19 protein-coding genes are annotated in these 23,122 nt (G+C 60.0%); 7 read left to right on the top strand and 12 right to left on the bottom strand.

Translation table 11 applies throughout. The features are described 5' to 3' along the window. Positions 1 to 3 precede the first annotated feature (3 nt). The 7 genes from H2Z84_RS14295 to H2Z84_RS14265 form a co-directional block, all read right to left on the bottom strand. Positions 4 to 321, bottom strand: coding sequence for an HI_1482 family protein (locus H2Z84_RS14295; RefSeq protein ID WP_226034145.1), 318 nt, complete (start codon positions 319 to 321; stop codon positions 4 to 6). Further along, complete coding sequence (locus H2Z84_RS14290; protein ID WP_103523874.1) at positions 299 to 646, bottom strand: hypothetical protein; 348 nt, start codon at positions 644 to 646, stop codon at positions 299 to 301. The genes H2Z84_RS14295 and H2Z84_RS14290 overlap by 23 nt, the downstream gene beginning before the upstream one ends. Next, entirely contained in the window at positions 633 to 1,286 is a 654-nt protein-coding gene (locus H2Z84_RS14285) for a helix-turn-helix domain-containing protein (protein WP_181836550.1), read from the bottom strand. The genes H2Z84_RS14290 and H2Z84_RS14285 overlap by 14 nt, the downstream gene beginning before the upstream one ends. A 10-nt stretch (positions 1,287 to 1,296) precedes the next feature. Further along, positions 1,297 to 2,037 carry an AAA family ATPase gene (locus H2Z84_RS14280; RefSeq protein WP_181836549.1) on the bottom strand — a complete coding sequence of 247 codons (741 nt, stop codon included), beginning with the start codon at positions 2,035 to 2,037 and terminating at the stop codon, positions 1,297 to 1,299. Between the two features lie 10 nt (positions 2,038 to 2,047). Then, the gene (locus H2Z84_RS14275; RefSeq protein WP_181836548.1) at positions 2,048 to 4,138 is read right to left on the bottom strand and encodes a Mu transposase C-terminal domain-containing protein; all 2,091 of its coding nucleotides are present in this window, start codon (positions 4,136 to 4,138) and stop codon (positions 2,048 to 2,050) included. Continuing rightward, complete coding sequence (locus tag H2Z84_RS14270; RefSeq protein WP_181836547.1) at positions 4,131 to 4,274, bottom strand: hypothetical protein; 144 nt, start codon at positions 4,272 to 4,274, stop codon at positions 4,131 to 4,133. The genes H2Z84_RS14275 and H2Z84_RS14270 overlap by 8 nt, the downstream gene beginning before the upstream one ends. A 65-nt stretch (positions 4,275 to 4,339) precedes the next feature. After that, positions 4,340 to 4,645 (bottom strand): helix-turn-helix domain-containing protein, encoded by a 306-nt coding sequence (locus H2Z84_RS14265; protein ID WP_181836546.1) that lies wholly within the window; start codon positions 4,643 to 4,645, stop codon positions 4,340 to 4,342. A gap of 261 nt (positions 4,646 to 4,906) precedes the next feature. On the opposite strand from H2Z84_RS14265, the gene H2Z84_RS14260 reads away from it, so the two are divergent. After that, entirely contained in the window at positions 4,907 to 5,254 is a 348-nt protein-coding gene (locus H2Z84_RS14260) for a hypothetical protein (protein ID WP_181836545.1), read from the top strand. 117 nt (positions 5,255 to 5,371) lie between these two features. Then, positions 5,372 to 5,641, top strand: coding sequence for a hypothetical protein (locus tag H2Z84_RS14255; RefSeq protein WP_181836544.1), 270 nt, complete (start codon positions 5,372 to 5,374; stop codon positions 5,639 to 5,641). A 25-nt stretch (positions 5,642 to 5,666) separates the two neighbouring features. Here the strand turns inward: H2Z84_RS14255 and H2Z84_RS14250 are convergent, their stop codons facing one another. The 4 genes from H2Z84_RS14250 to H2Z84_RS14235 all read right to left on the bottom strand — a co-directional run bounded on the left by H2Z84_RS14250 (position 5,667) and on the right by H2Z84_RS14235 (position 11,606). Further along, the gene (locus tag H2Z84_RS14250; RefSeq protein WP_181836543.1) at positions 5,667 to 7,292 is read right to left on the bottom strand and encodes a methyl-accepting chemotaxis protein; all 1,626 of its coding nucleotides are present in this window, start codon (positions 7,290 to 7,292) and stop codon (positions 5,667 to 5,669) included. A 645-nt stretch (positions 7,293 to 7,937) separates the two neighbouring features. Continuing rightward, a complete protein-coding gene (moaA, locus tag H2Z84_RS14245) occupies positions 7,938 to 8,912 on the bottom strand; it encodes a GTP 3',8-cyclase MoaA (RefSeq protein ID WP_181836542.1) in 975 nt (324 codons plus the stop codon). A gap of 133 nt (positions 8,913 to 9,045) precedes the next feature. Next, a complete protein-coding gene (locus H2Z84_RS14240; RefSeq protein WP_181836541.1) occupies positions 9,046 to 9,702 on the bottom strand; it encodes a response regulator in 657 nt (218 codons plus the stop codon). Beyond that, positions 9,699 to 11,606, bottom strand: coding sequence for a type IV pili methyl-accepting chemotaxis transducer N-terminal domain-containing protein (locus tag H2Z84_RS14235; protein WP_181836540.1), 1,908 nt, complete (start codon positions 11,604 to 11,606; stop codon positions 9,699 to 9,701). The genes H2Z84_RS14240 and H2Z84_RS14235 overlap by 4 nt, the downstream gene beginning before the upstream one ends. Before the next feature lie 303 nt (positions 11,607 to 11,909). On the opposite strand from H2Z84_RS14235, the gene H2Z84_RS14230 reads away from it, so the two are divergent. The 3 genes from H2Z84_RS14230 (at position 11,910) to H2Z84_RS14220 (ending at position 16,733) form a co-directional block, all read left to right on the top strand. Continuing rightward, positions 11,910 to 13,163 (top strand): MFS transporter, encoded by a 1,254-nt coding sequence (locus H2Z84_RS14230; protein ID WP_181836539.1) that lies wholly within the window; start codon positions 11,910 to 11,912, stop codon positions 13,161 to 13,163. A 53-nt stretch (positions 13,164 to 13,216) separates the two neighbouring features. Further along, positions 13,217 to 14,596 (top strand): NarK family nitrate/nitrite MFS transporter, encoded by a 1,380-nt coding sequence (locus tag H2Z84_RS14225; RefSeq protein ID WP_181836538.1) that lies wholly within the window; start codon positions 13,217 to 13,219, stop codon positions 14,594 to 14,596. A 160-nt stretch (positions 14,597 to 14,756) separates the two neighbouring features. Continuing rightward, positions 14,757 to 16,733 (top strand): methyl-accepting chemotaxis protein, encoded by a 1,977-nt coding sequence (locus tag H2Z84_RS14220; protein WP_181836537.1) that lies wholly within the window; start codon positions 14,757 to 14,759, stop codon positions 16,731 to 16,733. A 116-nt stretch (positions 16,734 to 16,849) separates the two neighbouring features. Here the strand turns inward: H2Z84_RS14220 and H2Z84_RS14215 are convergent, their stop codons facing one another. Then, a complete protein-coding gene (locus tag H2Z84_RS14215; protein WP_181836536.1) occupies positions 16,850 to 17,383 on the bottom strand; it encodes a fimbrial protein in 534 nt (177 codons plus the stop codon). A gap of 501 nt (positions 17,384 to 17,884) precedes the next feature. On the opposite strand from H2Z84_RS14215, the gene H2Z84_RS14210 reads away from it, so the two are divergent. Together H2Z84_RS14210 and narH are read left to right on the top strand one after the other, a co-directional pair. Further along, positions 17,885 to 21,574, top strand: a complete 3,690-nt coding sequence (locus H2Z84_RS14210; protein ID WP_181836535.1) for a nitrate reductase subunit alpha — start codon at positions 17,885 to 17,887, stop codon at positions 21,572 to 21,574. Then, positions 21,571 to 23,121: a nitrate reductase subunit beta gene (gene narH, locus H2Z84_RS14205; protein WP_181836534.1), complete on the top strand. Its 1,551-nt coding sequence runs from the start codon at positions 21,571 to 21,573 to the stop codon at positions 23,119 to 23,121. The genes H2Z84_RS14210 and narH overlap by 4 nt, the downstream gene beginning before the upstream one ends. Position 23,122: the final 1 nt, after the last annotated feature.

Here is a 23,122-nt window from a genome sequence, read left to right as displayed (position 1 = left end):
GGCTTAGTGGCCGAACTCGGTCCAGACAATGCGGCAGCCTTCCAGCTGGAACTGCCCCTGGCGGTAGTGGCCGAAATAGGTGTCGTGGCCAAAGCTGTAGTAGACGGCGTCGCCGCTGGCGATCAGCCGCTGGCAGCGTGGGCTGGTGCGGATACGGATAGTGGGGCGCTCGGTGTGCTGCAGGTTGGCGCTCACCACCGACAAGCCGCGCTCGGTGAGCTGGCGCACTGCCTGGGCAATGCGCAGCGCGGCCAGCAGCATGCTGGCGTTGTCCTGGGCATGGGGTGGCAGGGTGGGGTCAGGCAGCATGGTTTGGATCATGGCTTTCTCCTTCGGGTCGGTGCGGGCAGTGCTGGCAGGCGCGCCAGTGGGCCAGCTTGCTGGGGTGATGGGTGGGGGCACGGGCCAGCGCCACGGCGCGGCAGTCTTCCTGGCGGATGTCCTGTTGCAGCCAGGGGCAGTGCAGGCTGTCTAGCAGCGCCAGCGCCTTGCGCGCCACATGGCGGGTGTTGCCGGGATATTTGCCGGCCAGCACCAGGCTGAGGGTGGTGCGGCTATAGCCCAGGCGTTTGGCCAGCTGGCCAATGCTGCTGGCTGCGGCGGCACGGCGCAGCAGAGCCAGCCAGCGCGGCTCAGTCGTCGTCATGGCGGATGTCCTCTTGCCAGACCACCCTGGCCAGGTTGGGGTCGTACACGCATTTGCTGCGCTGGATCATCGGCGGGCGCGGGCCGCTGTATTTGCCGGGCAGCAGGCGGTAGCGGTTGAGGGTTTTGCCCTTGCCCACGCCCAGCGGGCGCGAGGCTTCCAGCAGTTGCAAATAACCGGCGCGGTACAGGGTGCGCAGATAGATGTTGGCGCTGTCGTCGGCAATGTGGATGCCGGCGCTGGCGGCATGCTGGATCAGTTCGCGACTGTTGAACTGGCCGAGGATGCGCATGGTGCGCCACAGGGTTTCGTTGCCACTGCCCTGGCTGACCGGCTGGCCGCTTTTGTTCAGGCGCGGGGCTTCCACGCCGTTGTCACGCATCAGCCGATAGCGCTTGCCGTTGCCATTGCCGCTGGCCGGGCTGTGGGCGTGCAGGTAGCCGCCTTTTTCCAGTGCGCGCAGGTAGCTGACGATGGTGGCGCTGTCCACGCCGCTGGCGCGGGCAAGCTCGGCGGCGCTGAGGTCTTGTTGCCGGGCGCGGATGGCTTCCCAGATGCGCTGGCGTTTGCTTTTGCCGCCGCGTTGTTCCAGCTGGGCGGGCAGGCGCTTCGGGAGTAAGTGTTGGAGCGGGGTTTTCATGACGGGCTCCTTACGCGGCGCTGCCATGGCGGCGCGGGGCTTCGCCGGTGTACAGCGGCCGCTGGCCCCAGGCAGCCAGGTCCACACTGTCCAGCCCTTCCACCAGGGCGGTGTCGTAGACATTGACCAGATTCACCGATACACGGCGCACGCTGCCATGGCTGAGGGCGACCAGGTGTTGCAGCAGGTCGTCGGCCAGCGGGATGTCCGGGCAGTAGATGGCGGCCAGCTGGCGGCTATCGGCCAGCGTGACCGCAGCGGCCGGCAGCCAGGACAGCACGCGGCCATGGAAGCGCTCGAAGCGCTTGAGCTTGTGCGGCAGCTGTTCCTCACCCACCAGCAGCAGGCTGGACTGGCTGCCTTCGTAGATGTCGCGCACCAGTTCGATCATGCCGTGCTTGTCGGCGCAGTAATCAAACTCGTCCAGGATGAGCGGGCGGCGGCTGGCGGCCAGTTGTTCGCAGATCTGGTCGAGCAGGGCGGGCATGGTGCCGCCGGGCTTGATGCCCATTTCAAACAGGATTTTTTCCAGCAGGGTCTTGCGGCTCCAGGCGCTGCGCAGCTGCACGTAATAAGCGCGGCAGCGGTTGGCCACCGCCACGGTGGCGGTGGTTTTGCCCCAGCCGGAGGGGCCGTAATAGACGGCCAGGCCGGGCAGGCTGTCCTGGCGGTTGACCAGTTTTTCCATCACCACCGCGACCAGGTCGAGGTTGGCAATGGGGGCGATGCGGCCGGTGTGGGTAGGGTGCATGGTGCTGTCCTCAGGCGGTTTTCTGGTGCAAGACCTTGTATTCGTGGCTCTTGGCATAACTGGCCAGCCAGCGTTGCTGCTGCGGGCTGAGCGGGGTGGCGCTGGCAGTCAGCTGGCGGTGCAGCTGCAGGCGTTGTTGTGGGTCGGCGGGCACGGCAAACTCGTCCGCCTTTGCGGTTGGCGTGCTGGCCGGGCTGCTGTGCAAGCGTTCGAACGCCCCGGCGATGTCCTGGCCGCGCAGGCCGGGCAGCACCTCGTCGGCCTGCAGGGTGAGGGCGGGCTGGCCGTACCGTTCGGCGCGCACTTCCTGCAGCTGGTTTTGCAGGCGGCGTTCGCGGCCCTGGGCGCGCTTGTCGCGGGCTTGTTGCAGCAGGCTGCGCGGCAGGTAGTCGCGCTGGTTGCCGTCCAGCTCGGCATGGCACAGAAAGTGGCCGGCGGCGTCGTACACCCACACGCGGCTGGGGTCGTGGATGTCGTAGCCGACATGCAGCTGCTCGCCGTGGTGTTCTTCCAGCGCGCGGGCAAAGTAACGCTGACCTAACAGTTCAATTTCACAGCGGCGCACGGTGCGCAGCAGCTGTGGGCGGAACAGCGGGCGCGCTTCGTCGTCGCTGATGCTATGCGGCACAAAGCCCTGGGCGACATGGATGGCCCATTGTTCATCCGGGCTCATGTGGCGACGGCGGCCCGTGGCCGGGTCGGTGATGCGTGGCAGGCTGCGGTGTGGGCGGGCGTTGTAGTCGGCCACCTGTTGCTCGCAAAACTGCATAAAGTCGCCCCAGCCCAGCAGTGGCATGGCGGCGGCGCTGCCGCTGGTGCCAGACTGGCGGATGGCCTGGCGGGTGATCTTGAAGCTGCTTTGCCGGGCCTGCTTGTCCATGTCGCGGCCGACATAGCCGGGCAGGGTTTTGGCAGCCTTGACCCAGATGCTGTGGTGCAGCCGCTCGATCACCCCGCGTGCCTGCGAGTTGTAGGGCAGGCTGTTGATCATCTCGATGCCCAGCCGGGCCATGAAGCCAGTGGCGCTATCCAGCATCATCTGGTTTTTGTAGCCGCTGCCGTTGTCGACATAAAACACCGCCGGAATGCCGTGCTTAAGGCAGGCATCGCGCAGCGCGTCCAGCACCACCAGCGCGCTTTCCGCCAGCCCCACCGACCAGCCAACAGCCTTGCGGGTGGCGATATCCACCAGAGTGGTGATTTCCGGGCGGAAGGGGCGGCCGTGCAGCGGGTGCTGCACTTCGGCGTCGAAGGTGTGGCCGTCGGCGCTGTAGATGTCGCCCGGCAATAGGTCGGCAAAACTGCGGCGGATGAAGGGTTTGAGGGTTTTGAGTTCGCGCTCGCCCATGCGGCCGCTGTGGCGGCTGATTTCGCCCACCTTGCTGACAAAGCGCCGTACCTGCCACACGCTGGGCAAGTCAGCCTGGCCCTGTTCGGCTTGCCCAGTTTCTATTTGCCATTGCACAGCAAACTGGCGGTAGGCGTGTTCCAGGGTGGGTTTTTCCGGGCGCTGGTAATGGCGCATGAAGCTGGCGGCCCACGGCGGCACCGTCAGTTGCGGCTGGCGCTGCGCCGGAGCCAGCCGGCCTTGTTGCTGGTATTCAGCCAGCCGCAGCAGGCTGCGCACGCTGGGCAGTCCATCCGGGCTGGGCCGGCCCCGCTCGTTACGGGCCAGTTTCAGCATGGCTTGCAGCTGTTCGCTGGCCGTACCAAGCCGCGCCATGTCCAGCAGCAGGGCGGCGGCTTTTTTCATGGGGTAGCCGGTGCGCTGCATCAGCGATTGCAGCACCTGCAATACGCCAAGACGGGCATCGGCGCAGAGGGATTGCGCTGTCGTTTCTGCTTGGCTTGTTGCTACTGGCGCGGGAGTGGGCGCTGGGGCAACTTCCTGTGTGAGCAGGCTGTTGACCTGGGCCTGCTGCATGGCCTCCACCACATAGGCGGGCGGGGTGTAAACCCGGCGCTTGCCACCCCGGCCGCTGACTTCCTGATAAGGCCAGCCTTCCTTGTCGGCACGGGCGAGTAGGGCAACCTTGCTGCCGGGCAATACCGCTAGCTTGAGAGCCAGCAGGTCGGTGGCGCTGTAGCGCGTGCTATTCATGCGTCACTCCCGAACAGGGCCAGTACCGGTTCGCCACTGCCACCTGGCGCAGCTTGTCAGCAGGGTGTTCGGCACATCGTTCGATGGCTTCTTCCAGGTGGCTGGCGTAGCGATGCTTCCAGTTGGGTTTTTTCACCAGGTGTTCCTCGGGATTGAGAATCGTAGTGCTGGCGTAATGCGTGGCGCTTGCATACGATTCATTCAGACAAAGGTGCTGGCGCTGTCAGCCATTACCATGGCGGAAACCAGGGGAGGCAAAACCGGTTTAGAATGGCGTTTCTCGTAGCGGCTGGGCCAGATCACCTCCGGTGGCTGGCCGATGGTGGCGGCGATAATGCGCTCAGCCTTGGGCCAGGGACGGTCCAGGGCATTGTTGAGTGCGCCAGAGCTCAGGCCGATTTCTCGTGATAGCTTGCGCAGGGACCAGCCCTGTTTGTGCAGGGCCGCTACGATGTCCGCACGGTGCCAATCCGGTGCGGTTTTTTTGACGGCAGCAGATGTGTTCATGCCTTAATCCTTTGCGGTGATTAGGTGTGAACACGTTAAGTGTTAAGAAATTAACGGTCAATGTGTTAAGTGCTTAACACTTATCGTTTCTGTCCTTTATGCCTGCTGCGCCAATATTCATCTAAACCGTTGCCATTGTTGGCAAATTGTTAGCCTTTTGACGATTTAAGTGTCAGGCATGGCTTAACGGTTAAGCGGGGTAAGTGTTAGGTGCAGGATTTGTTATCAGCCAGTGAAATTGCAGCGCTGCGCCTTCCCGGCATGCCGACGTCGAAGCCGGCAATCATTGCCCGTGCCGAGCGTGAGCAGTGGTATCACGAAGTGGTGACCGGGAGAGGTGGGGAGCGCCGCGTGTATCGTCTGCCCGAGCAATATCTGGCAGAGCCAGCAGCCTGCCGCGTGCCTGCTGCTGCAGAGGGCATTCCCACGACGCTAGACCTGGGTAAGCTGCAGTTAGTGGAGTCGGTGCTGGACCGGATGCTGCAGGAGCGCGGCCTGATGCTGCATTCAGACCGTCGCGGGATGGTGGTGGCGTTTCTGTATGACTATGTAGCCAGGGGCGGGAGTTACGACACCATGACCCAGGCGCTGGACGCGCTGGTGGCCTGACTCTACTTTTCGACAGTTTCCAAAAGGACAGGTTGGAACTAGTCTAAGGGCCTGTCCAATTGCTAACCCCCACCCAACCATGCCGGAAATACGGATGTCGAGCGCCTCAAGCGGCTATTGAATGATGCACTCGACTTTTCTCATCAATCCGGCCCGCGCTATCTCCATCCTTCACCCGTCATGCATTCTGCCGCCAACGATGATGCCTATTCGATTGCGCATTCCGCAGCAGAAATTGATCAGTCTGATGTCAAAAGCACTGCAAATGCAGTCAGTCTTCAATCATTCCTGCTCATTATTTTGCAAGACCTTCTGGATGGCCTCATCAAGCTGATAACCTCGTGCTTATTGGCTTTCGCCCCGATATCACCCATCAAATACCGGTGACAAAATAACTACTCCCCCACACGTGCTATAGCTGAAAACGCGCAGTAATACCTTGCAATTCATGGGAGAGGGAGCTGAGTTGGGCTGAGGTGGTGGCCAACTCCTCCACGGTGGCGCTGTTTTCCTCGGCCATATGCGATACCCGTTCCATGTTTTGTGCCAGGCTTTGACTGGCTATTCGCTGTTCACCCAGAGCGTCGGTGATGTTGGCAATACTGCGCTCAATGGCGTGGGTACTGTTGCCAATCCGTTCTATGGTCTGCGAGGCCAGTGCGGTGCTGCTGCTTACTGCTTCCACGCTTTCCAGGCTGGAATCCATGCTGCCCACCACGCGGGTGACGCCATGCTGGATGGAGTTGATCATCTGGGTGATTTCCTGTGCCGATGTGGTGGTGCGTTCTGCCAGCTTGCGCACTTCGTCGGCCACCACGGCAAATCCACGGCCCATTTCACCAGCGCGTGCAGCCTCGATGGCGGCGTTCAGGGCAAGTAGATTGGTCTGGTCGGCAACATCGCGAATCACCGTGACGATGGTGTCAATTTTTTGTACTTCGTTGCTCAGCATGTTCATCTGGGTCGACGTGCCACTGACTGCGTGGCTGACATCCTTGATACGGGTAACCGAGTCAATCACTTCCTTGCCACCGTCACGTGCCAGGCCTCCGGTCTGCAGGGACTGGCGTTTGGCCTCGTCGGAGTTGTCTGCCACGTGGTTGATGCTGACCGTCAACTGTTCGATGGTGGCCGCAGCTTGAGAGGTCGCTTCGGCCTGATGTTGTGCACCGCTGGCCACCTGTTCTGCCATGCTGGACAGTTCTCTGGCAGAGTCGGCCACGTTGTGTGCATTCATCTGGATGGATTTCACGATCTCGCGCAGGCCGCTACGCATTTCCTGAATACCGTGGGCAATCTGAATGGCTTCGTCCCTGGCCTTAGGGTAGTTCTCATCATGACCGGTGAGGTCGCCCTGGCGGATCTGCTCTACCAGCCGTGCAGATTTTTGCAGCGGGACGGTGATGAGTCTGGCGATGAACAGGGAACAAGTCATGGCCAGCAACAGAGCAATTCCACCCACCGTCATCATGCTGACCATGGCTTCCTGATAAGAGCGGGAGGCGTCCTGCATCGATTTTTGCATTAGCTCTTCTTGAAATGAGGAAAATTCTTTCAGGCTGGCAATGTAAGCACTGTTGGCCGGGGTGAGCTTCTGTTTCACCATGGTGGCAGCTTCTGCTGACTTGTGGCTGCGAATCAAGGGATAGATCTGCTCCAGTGCGGCGCTCAATGCCTGGTCTTCCTCTTTCAGCTTGGCAAACAAGGATTTGCCTTTTGCTGTGGAAAGAAGCGGCTCGATCTTGGCCATGTCTTCATCCAGGGTTTTGTCCAGGTTGTTAGCCTTGGCTAGATACTCTTCGGTATTTTCGGAGCTGAATATGATGGCATTGCGGATTTGCCGGCCTATATCCAGCGATTTGGCGGTGATGCTATTGGCCAGGCTGATTTCGGGATAGCGGTGCTGTGTCATGTCGATGATTTTGCTATTGATGATTTTCATGTTGAAAATCGCCACGCCCAGCAGGACGAACAACAGCATGATGACCAGGGTAAAGCCCCCGAGTAGTTTTTGTCTTACGGATAGTTGGCTCAACATGATCTTTTCCCAGCACTGTTTTGATTTATCGGGCACTGAGTAGTGAATTGATAAAAAATCAATCACTTATAAATCACCCGGTTTATTGTCTATATTTTGATAGACCAGTGCTCAAGTCAGAACAAGGGAATATTCTGCTGTAGATGAAATGAAGGGAAGTGCGCAGGATTGTGCCATTGCTTTAGTCTGTTCCGACCAAAGCAAACAGTCTGATAAGACCACATTGGATAGTCGACGTAGTTGATATCGCTGTACGTGAGCGTAAGGCTGGTTTGTCGTGGCCGCTTTCTCTGCGCGTCGTAGGGTTGCCAGCCGCGTAGCTGCCGCAGGCTATCAGCACCGTTCACTCTTTCACGCGGATAATGCCGCTACGTTTTCATTGCTTAGGTGGAGGCAGATTACGTGTGGCACCGATCCGGCATCATCATGATGATGGCTTGCGCTTGTCCCAATTTGATTGGCTGGGATGTGAAGGCGGGGGAGGGCTCCTTAGCCGGCGACTGCCCGGTGGCCGCTTGGCTCCATGATCGCGAGTAAAGATGTCAGAGACCTGCGCCCGCTTGATGACAAGACAGAATTTTCATCGGCTTTGCACCAATCTGGGCGGGTGTCCATCCGCTCGAATGAGCGCATGATGTGAGTGCTTCACCCCCCGGTCATCGACATGAGGCGCATGATTTGTTGTGGCTGCTGCTTGAATTCGTGGCGTTCCGGTTTTAGTTCGATGGCGGTGCGAATGGCGATTTCCAGTTCGGCATCGCTGCAGCCGGCGCGTAGCAGCGGGCGCAGTTCCAGCTTTTCCTCTTGTCCCAGGCACATATACAAGGTGCCATCCACCGACAGCCGCACCCGGTTGCAACTGGCGCAGAAGTGTTGCGACATCGGCGTAATCAGCCCCAGAGTGCAGCTGCCGTCCTGGCTTTGCCAGTAGCGGGCGGGGCCGCCGCCCAGGCTCACTGCGCTGGGTGTCAGGCCGTGGCGCTGGCTCAGGCTGCTCAGTAGCTGTGATAAGTCCAGCCCGTCTGCTTGCTGGCCGGTATGGCCCATGGGCATGGCTTCGATCAGGCGCAGGATGAAGCCATGTGCCTTGCAGTAAGCCAGCATGGCGTCGATATCGTGGTCGTTGATGCCGGCCAGTGGCACCATATTGATCTTGATGGAGGCAAAACCGGCATCGCGGGCGACCGACAGGCCCTGTAATACCTGCTCCAGGCTATCGCTGCCGCTGATGCTGGCCACACAGTCTCGTCGCAGCGAGTCGAGGCTGACATTGAGGCGTTGTAAGCCCGCCGCTTTGAGTGCGTGCGCCTGCTTGGCCAGCTGGGTGCCATTGGTGCTGAGCGACAGATCATCCACGCCGGGCAGGGTGGCGAGCATGTTGACCAGGTCTGGCAGATTGCGCCGCAATAGTGGTTCGCCACCGGTCAGGCGGATGCGGCGGCAACCCAAGCGGGCAAAGGCCGCCACCACCCGCTGGATTTCGGCAAAGCCCAGCCAGTTGGCGGGTTCTTCAAAGTCCTTGAAGCCTTTGGGAATGCAGTAGCTGCAGCGCAGATCGCAGCGGTCGGTAACGGATAGCCGCAGATAGTCGATGCTTCTGCCAAAACGGTCGCTTAACATGGCTGACCCTCTGAGGGGAGAATGGCCAGAGTGTAGGCGCATCCGGCGCGCTTGCCAGTTGGTCGGTGGTGGGGTTTTGGCTAGGTCTGAGGGAGTAGGGGGCAGGCAGGAAAGGGCGAATTCCGCCCCGGTTTCAGGGCAGCTTGTCCAGCCCGTGCTCAACGGCAAACAGCGCCGCTTGTACCCGGCCATTCAGGTTGAGCTTGCGCAGGATGTTCTGCACATGCACTTTGATGGTGCTCTCGGCCAGATCCAGCGCGCGGGCGATTTCCTTGTTGCTGATGCCGCGGCTGAGCCAGGCGAGGATTTCCCTTTCGCGCTGGGTCAGTTGATCCAGCCCGGTCGGCTTGTTTTTCTGCAGATCGACGCTGCGCAGCTGTTGCAGCAGCCGCGAGGTCATTTCCGGTGACAGCACGCTGTCGCCATCCACGGCGCGGCGAATGCTGGCCAGCAGGAAGTCGGCATTGATATTTTTCAGCAGATAGCCACGCGCACCCAGTTTCAGGCATTCGGCCAGATCTTCACCGTCTTCCGATACCGTGAGCATCAGCACCGCCAGTTGCGGCTGGCTGACCATGATCTGTGCCAGTGCTTCGCGCCCGTTCATCTGTGGCATGTCGATATCCAGCAAGACCACATCCGGCTTCAGCTGCTCGCTCAGCTTGACCCCTTCCAGGCCATCAGCCGCTTCGCCAATGATTTCGAAATCACTTTGTCGTTGCAGTAGTGCCTTCAGGCCGCTGCGGAACAGGGTGTGGTCATCAACCAGCAAAATGCGGATGGGTGTCATGCGGCTTGTCTTTCACTTTGGGGCAGCAGTAATTGTACTTCGGTACCGCCCTGCGGATGGGGGTGAATGCTGATCTGGCTGCGGATGCGGGCTGCGCGCTCCTGCATGATGGATAGTCCGACATGACTGGCGCGGCGGGTGGCAACCAAGTCCTCGTCAAAGCCACATCCGTCGTCACGGATGCGCATGCTGAAATCGGCATGGTTGAGGATGTCGATGCGCACGCGCTGCGCCTGTGCATGCTTGCGCACATTGGACAGCGCTTCTTGCAGGATGAAGATCAGCTGCAACTGCTGTTGGGGATTGAGTGCCAGCCCGTCGCCACTCATATTGAGCTGGGTGGGGATGTGCGTCTGCTTTTCAAAGCGCTCCAGCAGGGTGCGCACGGCATCGGCAAAGTCTTCCTTGCTGATGCGGGTGCGGAAATTCAGCAGCAGTTCGCGTACGTCCTCATAGCACTCCTGCACGCCGGCGCGGATGAAGCCGAGGTTTTCCTGTGCCTGCTCCATTTGCTGTTCGGCCAGTGCGGCGTCCAGCATCTGCACTTGCAGATTCAGGAAGGACAGCGACTGGGCAATGCTGTCGTGCAGGCCCTGGGCCATCAGGTTGCGCTCTTCTGAGACGGCAAACTGGCGGTCGCGCGCGGCCAGGCGGTGGTTTTCCACGGCCACGCCCAGATGGCTGCCCAGGGTTTCCAGCAGAAACTGGTCTTGCGTGGCCAGCTTGGGATCCTGATAAAAATACAGGGTGAAAATGCCGACATTGCTCTGATTGTGCCGGATGTGAAACACGGCAATGCTGGTGAAGCCGGCGCGCTGGCAGTGCTTTTCTGCGATGACCGGCAATTGGTCGAAGCGATGCAGCACAGAGAAGGGTTGCGGCACGGTGTCGCCACACAGGCAGCCGTTGAGCGTGGCGCAATCGTCTTCTTCCTGCAGTTCGGGCGGCAGGCCGCGCTGGGCGATCAATTCCAGCCGCCCACGCTTGAAGTCCACCAGCCGCACGCTGCCGGCATCGGCGGCGGTCAGTTCGATTAGCCGCTCGATGAAGCCGCTGCACATGTCAGCCAGGCTGTGTGAGTCATGCAGGAATGTCGTGACGTTATACAGGGCGGCTAGCTGGCGGTTCTTGTATTCCACCGAACGGGTTTTGTCGGCCACTTTTTGCTCCAGCGTGGCGTACAGGTCTTGCAGACGGTCGGCCATCTGGTTGAAGCCGGTGGCAATAGTGGCGAATTCATCGTTGTTGTCCACGCTGACCCGGGCGTCCAGATTGCCGTCGCGCAGCCGCAGTATGCCTTCGCCCAGGATGTTGAGGGGACGGATCACCAGCAGGAACAGCAGGAACATCATGCTGAAGGAGCCAATGATCGCCATGGCGATCAGCGCCATCTGGAAGAAGCGCAGCAGGGTGGTGTTGCGGGCGTTGTCTTCTTCCACCAGCTTGACCAGGCGGTCGATGCGGTTGACGAAGCGGGCGATGTCCGGGCTTTCCATCTGGTGCTGGCCGGCGTGCTGACGGGCTGCCGTTTCCAGCAGTGGCAGCATGTCTGCCTGCCATGAGTGCTCGATATCGCGCACCTGCTGCCTGACCGTGGCATTGTCCGGCAGAAATAATGGCCGTGCCGGGTCGCCCTGCTTCAGTCGGGACAGAATGGCCGCGAATTGCTGTTCGCCTTCATGAATGGCCGTCAGTGGTGCACCCTCGCTCACTTGCAGCGCGATATGGTAGCTGCGCATGCGCAAGCTGCCGGCATCGTTGATGGCAGCAGCGCCGCCTTCCAGCTTCCATGACAGGATCAGGGTGTAGCCGATGGAGGTCATCGCCAGCAGCAGCCAGGCGATGGTCAGCATCAATAGCTTGGTGGACAGGCTGCTTAGACGCGGGGTCTGGTAGAGCATCATCGTGCTGGGCATCCGGTTGGCGGGTGGTGTGCGTTGCCAGAGGCAACACTACTAACAATACCGGCTGGCCTGGTGATCAGCAATTCTCCAGAAGGGGTAGACCGTAGCGGCACGGCATGGCCATGGCAGGTGGCAGTCGGCAAGGCCGGGGTGGGTGGCATGCTACTTTGTGATTAGTCCGGCTTCCCCATCTGCAGGCTTGAGCTAGCTCCTCATGCCGCCCACTTTGCTGCTATCGGCGAATATTTCCCGCGTACGTATCAGGGTTAAATGCCTGCTATCCCCATTGCGGAGCAAGGCACCATGGCTTCCCCACGCTTCAAGCAGTACGCCGTGCTGGCATCCAGCACCCTGGCATTTACCATCTGTTTCATGATCTGGATGATGTTTGCGGTACTGGGCATTCCCATCAAGCAGCATCTGGGCCTGAATGAGACCGAGTTTGGCATCCTGGCCGCTACCCCGGTGCTGTCCGGCTCGCTGGTGCGGGTGCCGCTGGGTATCTGGACCGACCGTTTTGGCGGCCGCATCGTGATGTTTGTGCTGATGCTGGTGTGTGTCCCCTTCATCTACCTGATGCAGTACGCCACCGCATACTGGCAGTTCCTGGCCATCGGCCTGCTGGTCGGCCTGGCCGGTGGCGCCTTTTCCGTGGGTACGCCCTATGTGGCGCGCTGGTTCAAGCCAGAGCAGCAGGGCATGGCCATGGGCGTGTTCGGTGCCGGCAATGCCGGGTCTTCGCTGACCAAGCTGGTAGCCCCAGGCATTATTGCGGCCGCGGGCTGGCAGATGGTGCCTACGGTGTACGCCATCATCATGCTGGTGACGGCCATCCTGTTCTGGCTGTTTTCCTATCAGGATTCAGCCCATCTGGTCAGCAGCAAGGTGAGCCTGCGCCAGCAATTGGCCCTGATGAAAGACCCCGCGGTGCTGCGCTATTGCCAGTATTACTCGGTGGTGTTTGGCGGCTATGTCGGGCTGGCGCTCTGGATGACCAAATACTACGTCGGCGAATACGGCTTTGATATCAAGCATGCGGCTTTCCTGGCGGCCTGCTTCTCGCTGCCTGGTGGCGTGTTGCGCGCCATGGGTGGCTGGCTGTCCGACCGTTTCGGCCCTCACCGGGTGACCTGGGGGGTGATGTGGGTGTGCTGGGTGGCCTTCTTCATTCTGTCTTATCCGCAAACCGACTTTGTCATCGCCACCACCCACGGCGTGCAAAGCTTCCATCTCGGCCTGAATGTCACCTTGTTCACGCTGGTGTTGTTTGCCGTCGGCATCGCCATGGCCATCGGCAAGGCCTCGGTATTCAAATTCATTGCCAATGAGTTTCCTGACAATATCGGCGCTGTCTCCGGCGTGGTGGGGCTGGCCGGTGGCATGGGGGGCTTCTTGCTGCCCATTCTGTTTGGGGTGTTGCTGGATATCACCGGCGTGCGCAGCAGCGCCTTCATGCTGCTGTATGGCACGGTCTGCGTGTCGCTGGTGTGGATGCACTTTTCCTTCAAGGCAAAGGTTGGCAACGAGGCGGCAGCCATGGCCAGGCAGGCGCGCTAAGGTCGTCTACGAATTTTTGATTGACGGCCATAGATGCCGTCTGGGAGGGCTTGATGTCACATGTACTTAACCGGTGGGAACCGGAAAATTCCGAATTCTGGCAGCAGCAAGGCAAGGCAATTGCGCGGCGCAATCTGTGGATATCCATCCCGGCGCTGATGCTGGCCTTTGTGATCTGGCAGGTGTGGAGCGTGGCGGTGCTGAACATGCCGAATATCGGTTTCGGCTATTCGCAAAACCAGCTGTTCTGGCTGGCGGCGCTGCCGGCCCTGTCCGGCGCCACGCTGCGCATTTTTTACAGCTTCATGGTGCCGGTGTTTGGTGGCCGCAAATGGACAGCCCTGTCCACCGCCAGCCTGCTGATTCCGGCAATCGGCATCGGTTTTGCCGTACAGGACCCGAATACCAGCTACATCACCATGGTGGTGCTGGCGCTGCTGTGCGGTTTTGGTGGCGGCAATTTCAGCTCGTCCATGTCCAATATCAGCTTCTTTTTCCCCAAGGCGGAAAAGGGCACGGCGCTGGGCCTGAATGCCGGGCTGGGTAATCTGGGGGTGTCGCTGGTGCAGTTCGTGGTGCCGCTGGTGATCACCATGGGCGTGTTCGGTGCCTTTGGTGGCGATCCGCAAACCTGGATCAAGGGCGCGGTGCACAAAAAAATGTGGCTGCAGAATGCCGGCTTTGTCTGGGTGCCCTTCATCCTGCTGTCTACTGTAGCTGCCTGGCTGGGCATGAATGACATTGCTTCGGCGCGTGCTTCCTTTGCCGATCAGGTGGTCATTTTCAAGCGCAAGCATAATTGGCTGATGTGCTGGCTGTACATTGGCACTTTCGGTTCCTTCATTGGCTTCTCGGCGGGTTTTCCGCTGCTGATGAAAGGCCAGTTTCCGGATGTAGACCCCACCAAATACGTGTTCTACGGCCCGCTGGTGGGTGCGCTGGCTCGTCCGGTAGGTGGCTGGCTGGCTGACAAGATCGGTGGTGCCAAGGTGACCCAGGCCGTGTTCCTGCTGATGATGCTGGCGGTGGGCGGCGTGCTGGGCTTTCTGCCGCATGCTGGCCAGGGGGGCAACTTCCAAGGCTTCTTTGCCATGTTCCTCTGCCTGTTTGCCCTGACCGGGCTGGGCAATGGTTCTACCTTCATGCAGGTGCCGGTGATTTTCCTGACCCTGCATCAGCGTCTGGCCGGCAAGGGTGAGGCTGCGCAGAAACAGGCGCTGGCCGATGCCACCCGCGAGGCTGCGGCGGTGCTGGGCTTCTCCGGTGCCATTGGTGCGTACGGTGGCTTTTTCATTCCCAAGAGCTATGGCACCTCCATTGCCATGACGGGTGGGGTGGAGGCCGCACTGTATGCCTTCATTCTGTTCTATGCCAGCTGCGTACTGATCAACTGGTGGTTCTACGCACGTAAAAACGCGGAAATCCGCTGCTGATCCAGTGTGATTGACCGCCTTCCCTCGCGCAGGGAGGGCAAGGGGGAGCGTAAATGCTCCCCTTTTTATTTTATCGGCATATTTAATGCCGGCTGAAAATTGCCTATGCTGTTAGTGCATTGCAACACACAACTCCCCCCATGCCGAATGTGAGGCTGTCATGTTGTCCAGACTTTCCATTGCCAGCAGGTTAGGCCTGTTGATCCTGCCTTTCGTCCTGGTGATTGCCGGCCTTGCCGGTGTGCTGTCACTGGAAAAGTGGCACAGCCTGTCACGCTTGCAGGCCTCGGGCCAGCTGTTGCAGGTGGCCGGCAAGGCCAGCAGCCTGATTCACCAGCTGCAGGCCGAGCGGGGCCTGAGCAATGGTTTCCTTAGCGTGGCAGGCAGCAGCCTGCCGGCTGAGCTGCAAAGCGCACGCCAGCAAACCGATTCCGCACTGGCCGACTTCCACGCCAGCCTGGCGCAGTTACCGGATACCACACAGGCGGCAGCGGCGGATGAGCAGATACGCACCCTGCTGCAAGGGCGTACTGCCATCGATAATCGCAGTCAAGCAGCTGGGCAGATGTTCGCCGCCTACTCGGACAAGATCGAACAGCTGATTGGCCTGATTGCCGGCCTGGCTGGCAGTACCAGTGATGCCGGCCTGCTGCACGATGCCGTGGCGCTACTCAATCTGCAATGTCAGAAGGAGTTTGCCGGGCGAGAGCGTGGGTTCATCAATGGAGTGTTGGGGCGCGGCAGTTTTGACCAGGCAGCCTTGCTGCAGGCTGCCGGAATGCAGGCCCGGCAACAAGCCTGTGCCAGCCAGTTGCGGCTGGTGGCGTCCACAGAGATGCGCCAGGCTTCACAACAGGCGGACCAGTCTGCCGAGGCGGCTGCGCTACAGGCCATGCGCCAGCAAATCATGGCCGTAACGCTAGGCCAGCCGCTGGGCGTGACACCGGCGCAGTGGTTCAAGACGGCTAGTGCGCAAATGGCCAATCTGAAAAAGCTGCAGGACCAACTGCTGCTGCAGCTGGACACCAATATGCTGAGCCTGCTGGGTGAGGCGCGCTTCCAGCTGTGGTTCACCCTGCTGGGTTCTGCTGCCACCATTTTGCTGTTGTCGGGCCTGGGCTGGGCCATTTACCACAGCGTGGAGCGGCCAATTGCCCGGCTGGAGCAACTGATGAGCGGCATGAGCCGCGACTTCGACCTGTCGCGGCGGGCTGCGCTGCCCGGCAGTGATGAAATTGCCCGCATGGGACATGCGTTTGATCATCTGGTGGACGCCTTTGCCGCGACCCTGCGCCAGATCAAGAGCGAAGCGCACCAGATGATGTCGGCAGCCAACTCTCTGAGTGATGTATCAGCCCGTGCGGCTTCGACGGCTGAGGTGCAGAGCCGTTCCTCGGTGGATATCGCCGCCGCCATCGAGGAAATGTCGGCCGGTATTGCTGCCGTGACTGACAATGCCGCGCAAGCCATGCGGGTAGCCCAGGACATGCAGGGCGCCGTGGACGATGGCCGCGCGCGCATGCGCAGTACGGCTGATGCGCTGAGTGAAACGGCCGATGGCCTGACCCATACCGGCGAAAGCGTGGACATGCTGCGCGACAAGTCCGAGGGTATTCACAGCATCGTCACCGCCATCCGTGAGATTGCCGACCAGACCAATCTGCTGGCGCTCAATGCTGCCATCGAGGCGGCGCGGGCCGGCGAGATGGGGCGTGGCTTTGCCGTGGTGGCGGACGAGGTGCGCAAGCTGGCCGAGCGTACCAGCAAGGAGACGCTGGACATTGCCGCGCTGATTGAAGACATCCGCCGCGAAACCCAGGATGTGGCGCAACAGATGGCGACGGCGCGGCAACGCATGCAAGGTGGCATGGCCGAAGTGGATCTGACGGTGGAAGACCTGGCGCTGATTCATGGCAAGGCCAGCGATACCGCAGACAAGAGCCGCAGCACCACACTGGCGATGCAGGAGCAGACTGCCGCCAGCAATGATGTGGCCACCAATGTCAGCAAGATTGCCGCACTGGCGGAAAACAATGCCCACATCGTGCAGGAGGCCGCAGCACTGTCCGGTCAGCTTAACCGTACCGCCGGCAAGATGGTGGAACTGGTCGACCGTTTCCAGCACACCAGCCACTGAAAGGCTCTGGTCATGCTTGGTCCTAAAGTGTCCATCGTGCACCTATGTCGTGTTGCGCGGCGGACTACCACTGGCGGTCTGGAGCTTGGCGAATTGGCATGCTGTGGATGACAGGCTTACTGGTACTGCACGGTGTAGTTAACACTGGTGGTGACGGTGCCGGCAGTGGCTACTCCTCGTGCGTAATACCTGGCCAGATAGTTCAGGGTGGCATTGCTGCTGCTGATTGGAAAGGCCATACCACTACTGCCAAATGTACTAGCAGTTTGCCCAATGAGAATGTGGGAGCTTGAGGCGGTGTTGTAGATGGCGACATCGACATTGCTTGCTGTGCCGGTATTGATCAAGCGGCCGGATGAGTTGACATTGCTGTCATTTTCAAACCAGATGGCGGCCTGTGTGGCTGCGCCAGTACAGCCGCTAAGCGAAACGGTAAACGGGGTGGAGCCCGCTGTGGCTGAAGTCACGGCCAATGCTTTGGTTGAAATGGTAGGCAAGCTAATGGAACCGCTGCTGCTGCCTCCCGCAACGCTGATGGTGCAGGTGGTTGCAGCAATATTGCCGGTAAAGGTAATGGTGCCGTCAGAAGCATGTGCTTGAGAGATGAGTCCGGCACAAGCGGTACAGCAGATAGCGAGGGTGAGCTTCATTGAACTACTCCTGATGGTATGTCTTCCCGTGATGCGGTTGGTGGCAACTTATTGATTTTTAAATATTCATTATTAATGAGACGTGTTTTTTTAAGTTACCTATCTGTGTATAGATAGTTTTGCTGGATATGAAAGATTTATGGCATTTAGGACAGGTGCGGCTAGGGAGGGTTGACTTGGTCTGCCCTGGCTATTTTCCTGGCTTAACGGCAAATCCAGCTCCAGCTCCAGGCCTGCACCAAAAACTAATTCGCTTATCATCGTCCGCCATTCATTTCCGCGCATTACGCGTATCGCCAGCAGTGCCCAGCTTGCTGTTTGGCCAGCCTGTGTAGTTCCTCCTACTTCTTATGGCTTATGCGTCTCCTCACTCTGCGCATGGGTTTTTCCTCTAGTGGCCAATGGGCGCTGTTGTTGCCCGGACTTAATCTGTCCAGCGTAAGCAAAGGCTGCGCGGCATGGCCGCGGCACCGCATCTGGCGGTAAAAACTCGGAGGCAAGATGAGCCATTTTCTGGACAGACTGAATTTCCTTGGCAAGGTGAAATCCACCTTTGCCGATGGCCATGGCGCGGTGGTGAATGAAGACCGCCAGTGGGAAAACGCCTATCGCCAACGCTGGCAGCACGACAAGATCGTGCGTTCCACCCACGGGGTGAACTGCACCGGCTCCTGTAGCTGGAAGGTGTATGTCAAAAACGGGCTGATTACCTGGGAAACCCAGCAGACCGACTATCCGCGCACCCGGCCGGACCTGCCCAATCACGAGCCGCGCGGCTGCCCGCGTGGTGCGTCTTATAGCTGGTATGTGTACTCGGCCCAGCGCGTGAAATACCCGATGATCCGTGGTCGTCTGGCCAAGCTGTGGCGTGAAGCGCGCAAGAGCATGAGCCCGGTACAAGCCTGGGAGCACATCAGCCAGAACCCGGAACTGGCCAAGCAGTACAAGAGCAAGCGCGGCCAGGGCGGTTTCGTGCGTGCCAACTGGGATGAAGCCAACGAAATCATCGCGGCTTCCAATGCCTACACCATCAAGAATTACGGCCCGGACCGCGTGGTGGGCTTCTCGCCGATTCCGGCCATGTCTATGGTGTCCTACGCTGCCGGCAGCCGTTACCTCAGCCTGATTGGTGGCGTGCCGCTGTCTTTCTACGACTGGTATTGCGACTTGCCGCCGGCCAGCCCGCAGGTATGGGGCGAACAGACCGACGTGGCCGAATCGGCCGACTGGTACAACTCCACCTACCTGATGGTGTGGGGTTCCAATGTGCCGATGACCCGCACCCCGGACGCGCACTTCTATACCGAAGTGCGCTACAAGGGCACCAAGACCGTGGCGGTTTCCAGTGACTTTGGCGAAATGGCCAAGTTCGGTGACATCTGGCTGGCACCGAAGCAGGGCACCGATGCCGCGCTGGCCATGGCCATGGGGCATGTCATCTTCAAGGAATTCCATCTGGACAAGCCGTCGGCCTACTTTACCGACTACATCCGCCGCTACACCGACATGCCGATGCTGGTGACGCTGCGCAAGGATGGCGAACGCTATGTGCCGGATTACTTCCTGCGCGCCAGCCATCTGGCAAATAACCTGAACGAAGACAACAACCCGGAATGGAAAACCCTGGTTTTTGATGAAACCAGTGGCGACATCGTGGCGCCCACCGGTTCCATCGGCTTTCGCTGGGGCCAGAGTGGCAAATGGAACTTGCAACAACATGACGGCAGCACGGGCCGCGACGTATCGGCCCGCCTATCCTTGATTGAAAACCGCGACGAAGTAGTGGGTGTCGGTTTCCCGTATTTCGGCGCTGAACACGACGAACTGCTCACCCGCAATGTGCCGGCCCGCCAGGTAGTGCTGGCCGATGGCAGCACCACGCTGGTGGCCACGGTATTCGACCTGATGGCAGCCAACTACGGTATCGACCGTGGCCTGGGCGGCGGCAACGTCACCAGCGACTACATGGCTGATGTGCCGTACACCCCGGCCTGGCAGCAAAAGCACACCGGCGTGAAGCCGGAAATGGTGATCCAGGTTGCGCGCGAATTCGCCCAGAACGCCGATCAGACCCATGGCAAGTCGATGGTGATTGTCGGTGCTGCGCTCAATCACTGGTATCACATGGACATGAGCTACCGCGGCATCATCAATATGCTGATGCTGTGTGGCTGTATCGGCCAGAGCGGTGGTGGCTGGTGCCACTATGTGGGCCAGGAAAAACTGCGTCCGCAAACCGGCTGGGCCCCGCTGGCCTTTGCTGGCGACTGGGTACGCCCATCGCGCCAGATGAACGGCACCAGCTTCTTCTATGCCCATACCAGCCAGTGGCGGCACGAAAAGCTGGGCATTAATGAAATCCTGTGCCCGACGGCCGACGGCAAGATGGCCAATATGAGCCTGATCGACTACAACGCCAAGGCCGAACGCATGGGCTGGCTGCCGTCCACCCCGCAGTTGACCACCAACCCGCTAGACATCACCCGTGCCGCCAAGGCGGCAGGCCAGGAAGCCATTCCGTTTGCCGTGGATAGCCTGAAAAACGGCACGCTGGATATGTCCTGCAACGACCCGGACAACCCGAAGAACTTCCCGCGCAATATGTTTGTGTGGCGTTCCAATATCCTGGGCAGCTCCGGCAAGGGCCACGAATACTTCCTCAAATACCTGCTGGGCACCCAGAACGCGGTGATGGGTAGCGAGGAAGATTGCATCAAGCCGAGCGAAATCACCGTGCGCCCGGCGGTGGAAGGCAAGCTGGACCTGCTGGTGGTGCTGGACTTCCGCATGTCCACCACCTGCCTGTACGGCGACATCGTGCTGCCGACCGCTACCTGGTACGAGAAGGACGACCTCAACACCTCCGACATGCACCCCTTCATCCACCCGCTGTCCGAAGCCGTGCAGCCGCTGTGGCAGGCCAAGTCCGACTGGGAGATCTACAAGGGCTTTGCCAAGAAGATTTCCGAAATCGGCAAGGACTACCTGGGTGTGCAGCAGGATCTGGTACTCACCCCGCTGATGCACGATACCCCGCAGGAGCTGGGCCAGCCGTTTGACCCGCGTGACTGGAAGAAGGGCGAGTGCGAGCCGATCCCAGGCAAGACCATGCCGGCCATGACCGTGGTGGAGCGTGACTATGGCGCCATCTACGACAAGTTCACCTCCATCGGCCCGCTGCTGGAAAAAGTAGGTAATGGCGGCAAGGGCATCAGCTGGAAAACCGGCCACGAAGTGGACATCCTGCGCGGCCTGAACCATACCGTGGCCGAAGGCGCGGGCAAGGGCCAGCCCAAGCTCAATACCGCCATCGACGCTGCCGAGATGATTCTCACCCTGGCACCGGAAACCAACGGCCACGTGGCAGTGAAAGCCTGGGAAGCGCTGTCGAAGATTACCGGCATCGACCACACCCATCTGGCGCTGCCGCGCGAACACGACAGCATCCGCTTCCGCGATGTGCAGGCCCAGCCGCGCAAGATCATTTCCTCGCCCACCTGGTCTGGCCTGGAAAGCGAAGAAGTCAGCTACAACGCCGGTTACACCAATGTGCACGAGCTGATTCCATGGCGCACCATCACCGGCCGCCAGCAGTTCTATCAGGATCACCAGTGGATGCGTGCTTTTGGTGAAGGCCTATGCGTGTTCAAGCCGCATGTGGACCTGAAAACCACCCAGGCCATCCTGGGCAAGAAGTCCAACGGTAATCACGAGCTGGTGCTCAACTTCATCACCCCGCACCAGAAATGGGGCATTCACAGTACCTATTCGGACAACCTGCGCATGCTGACGCTGTCGCGCGGCGGCCCGCACGTCTGGGTATCGGAAGTGGATGCCAAGAAGGCCGGCATCGTCGACAACGACTGGATCGAAGTGTTTAACGTCAACGGCACGCTGACCGCCCGTGCAGTGGTGTCGCAGCGGGTGCCGGAAGGCATGACGCTGATGTACCACGCCCAGGAGAAGATCGTGAACGTGCCTGGCGCGGAAACCAGCGGCAAGCGCGGCGGCATCCACAACTCGGTGACCCGTGCAGTGACCAAGCCGACACACATGATTGGCGGTTACGCCCAACTGTCCTGGGGCTTCAATTACTACGGGACGGTGGGTGCCAACCGTGACGAATTCGTCATCGTGCGCAAGATGAAAAAAGTGGACTGGATGGATCAGCCTGCGGGAGAAAACAAATGAAAATCCGTGCACAAATCGGCATGGTGCTGAACCTGGACAAGTGCATTGGCTGCCATACCTGTTCGGTCACCTGCAAGAACGTCTGGACCAGCCGCGACGGGGTGGAATACGCCTGGTTCAACAATGTGGAAAGCAAACCGGGCATTGGCTACCCCAAAGACTGGGAGAACCAGGAAAAATGGCAGGGTGGCTGGGAACGCAAGCCCAATGGCAAGCTGGTGCCCAAGCAGGGCGGCAAGATGCGCATTTTGGCCAATATCTTCGCCAACCCCAACCTGCCGTCGATTGACGATTACTACGAGCCCTTCACCTTCGATTACGAGCATTTGCAGAATGCGCCGGAAATGCAGACCCCGCCGACGGCCCGCCCGGTGTCGGTGCTGACCGGCAAGAAGATGGACAAGATCGAATGGGGCCCCAACTGGGAAGACGACCTGGGTGGCGAGTTCTCCAAGCGCAGCAAGGATGCCCTGTTTGAAGGTATCCAGAAGGAAATGTACTCGGCCTTCGAGAACACTTTCCTGATGTATCTGCCGCGTCTGTGCGAACACTGCCTGAACCCGGCCTGTGTTGCCTCCTGCCCGTCCGGCTCCATCTACAAGCGCGAAGACGACGGCATCGTGCTGATCGACCAGGACAAGTGCCGTGGCTGGCGCATGTGTGTGTCTGGCTGCCCGTACAAGAAGATTTACTACAACTGGACCAGCGGCAAGGCCGAGAAGTGCATCTTCTGCTATCCGCGTATCGAGGCCGGTCAGCCGACCGTGTGCTCGGAAACCTGCGTAGGCCGCATCCGCTACCTGGGCGTGCTGCTGTACGATGCCGACCGCATCGAAGCCGCCGCCAGCGTGGAAGATCCGAAAAGCCTGTACGAAGCGCAGCTGGGCGTGTTCCTCGACCCGAACTCGCCGGAAATCCAGGCCGAGGCCCGCAAGCAGGGCATTCCGGAAGCCTGGATCAGCGCCGCGCAGAATTCGCCGGTGTACAAAATGGCCATGGAGTGGAAAGTAGCCTTCCCGCTGCATCCGGAATACCGCACCCTGCCCATGGTGTGGTACATCCCGCCGCTGTCGCCCATCCAGAGTGCGCTGGAAAACGGCCTGATCGGTGAAAACGGCATCATCCCGGACGTGAAAGACCTGCGTATTCCGATCCGCTATCTGGCCAACTTGCTGACCGCCGGCAAGGAAGAGCCGGTGGTGAGCGCGCTGGAAACCATGGTGGCCATGCGCCGCTACATGCGTAAAAAGAGCGTGGAAAAAATCAGCGATCCGGCCACCCTGCGCGGCACGCATCTGAAGCCGGCCCAGGTGGAAGAAATGTACCAGGTGATGGCGATTGCCAATTACGAAGACCGCTTCGTGATTCCGTCCAGCCACAAGGAAATGGTGGAAAACACCTTCGACGACAAGGCTAGCTGCGGCTTCACCTTTGGCAACGGCTGCTCCAGCGGCACTTCTGATGCCAGCCTGTTCGGCAAGAAGAAGGCCACCCCCATCGTGTTCCATGACATGCGGCGCGACCGCAAGGCCAACGCCGGGAGTTAAG

Origin of the sequence: Aquitalea aquatica, assembly GCF_013911085.1 — a bacterium.
Classification (GTDB): domain Bacteria; phylum Pseudomonadota; class Gammaproteobacteria; order Burkholderiales; family Chromobacteriaceae; genus Aquitalea; species Aquitalea aquatica.
Note: the sequence above shows the minus strand (reverse complement) of the source record. Positions and strands in the feature narration are given on the sequence as shown.